At 54.5% G+C, this 1593-nt stretch carries 1 protein-coding gene; it reads right to left on the bottom strand.

Translation table 11 applies throughout. The annotated features are described in order from the left end of the window. Window positions 1–466: 466 nt before the first annotated feature. Window positions 467–1510 carry an IS110 family transposase gene (locus QPL95_RS18500; RefSeq protein WP_303292374.1) on the bottom strand — a complete coding sequence of 348 codons (1044 nt, stop codon included), beginning with the start codon at window positions 1508–1510 and terminating at the stop codon, window positions 467–469. Window positions 1511–1593: the final 83 nt, after the last annotated feature.

The raw sequence follows: 1593 nt of genomic DNA, 5'->3' as shown, positions 1-1593 counted from the left end.
TAACACATATGAGCCTTCTCGGAATCAACAGGCAATAGTGATTTTTTTGGCCGCACCAGCGGCCAACCTAAACCCATGAGCGAGAACGCCTGCTTCGCTAGTCTCGTCGAGCTGTCAGGCACTTACAGCAAACACATATAGGGGCTTTCTTACGTGGCTTTAGGCCACTGCCTGACCGGTCGTTCCATCAGTGGGTCAGGGGCACCAGACATTCATCGGTTAACCGGTCACTGGCGCTATTCAAGCGTCGGGCTGCATGGCTCCAGTTAGTTTCAGGCTCAGGACCGGTGTAAGCGCACTGGCTCATGGTATTAAGGCACGCCCACGGGCTGGCTAATCAAGTCGCTCTGGCTTCGACATCGGTGACAGAAAACCGCTTTGGTATCGGGTACCAGTCAGCGGACTCGCAGTCTTCGGCGTCATCCTTTCTGATCCAGTTAGACATCTTGCTCAGCCCGTGGCGTGACTAACCTCTCAGGAACCGTTCTTCATCGAACACCCTCTTGTCTTTGAGCATGAAGTACACCGCTCGGCCCAACTTGTGCGCCAAGGCAGACAGGGCCTTGGGCTTATTCATTCGCCTCTGGAGTTTTTCGACGTAGCGCTTGGCCTTGTCGTTGTTACGGATAAATAGCACGGCGGCTTCCGAAAACGCCCACTTTAGATGGGCATTGCCGATCTTGTTGCCCTGCGTGCCGTAGACCTTGCCGGCTGATTCGGCTTTGCACTTCACCAGGCGAGCGTAGGACGCGAATTTTTGAACGGATTCGAAGCGCTGAATATCGCCGACTTCGTAGAGAATGGTCAGGGCCAGAATGCGGCCTACTCCAGGAATGGTCTTCAGCACGTTGAGTGACGCCGGGTCGTGTTGTTTGGCCTGCTGTTCCAGGTGCCATTCAAGCTTTTTGAGTTCGTGCTGATAACAGTCGACGATGGCCAGGTCCAGGTCGATATTGCGCTGAACGTCTGGATCGCTAAAAGCGGCGGTCAGTTGTGATCGGCCACCAGGGTTGTTGAGGTTGGCTTTGCTGGGCGGCAGGTTGTACTGGCTTACGGTATTCACGACGTGGGCTTTGAGCATGGCACCATGCTGGACAATGCGGGTGCGACGACGTAACAAATCACGTGTGGCACGCATCTTCTTGGGATAGACATAGGCCAGAGGGAAATTACCACCGCGCATGAGCATCGCAATCTTGAAAGAGTCGATGCGATCATTCTTGGATTTGCCGCCGTGGATGGCCTTCATGTAAAGCGCGTGGCCCAGGATAAAGTGGATGCCGTGTTCTTCACACAGATCCGAGATCCAGTACCAGCAGTGCATGCATTCAACGCCAACCACAAGGTCATCGCGAAAGGGTTCGAGCAGTGCCAGTAGCGGTTCCGGTCGCGCCTTGATCTCTTTGTGCAACAACACCTCGCCTTGCTGGTCGAGGATGCAGACGTACAGGCTGCGAGCGTGCAGGTCGATTCCACAATAATGACGGTGAGTGCTATGGTAAAAGTTCATGAGTCTTCTCCCTTGTAGTGCTTGGTCGCCTTCCAGCTTAGCGGGTAACCGCCGGGCTGGGGAGAAGGCTCAATCAGTATCAA

Origin of the sequence: Marinobacter sp. SS5-14b (assembly GCF_030541005.1) — a bacterium.
Classification (GTDB): Bacteria; Pseudomonadota; Gammaproteobacteria; order Pseudomonadales; family Oleiphilaceae; genus Marinobacter.
This window is presented reverse-complemented; position numbering and strand designations above follow the sequence as displayed.

Excerpts from the sequence above, each read along its gene's own strand:
- QPL95_RS18500 (WP_303292374.1), bottom strand. The coding sequence starts at position 1,510 with ATGAACTTTTACCATAGCACTCACCGTCATTATTGTGGAATCGACCTG.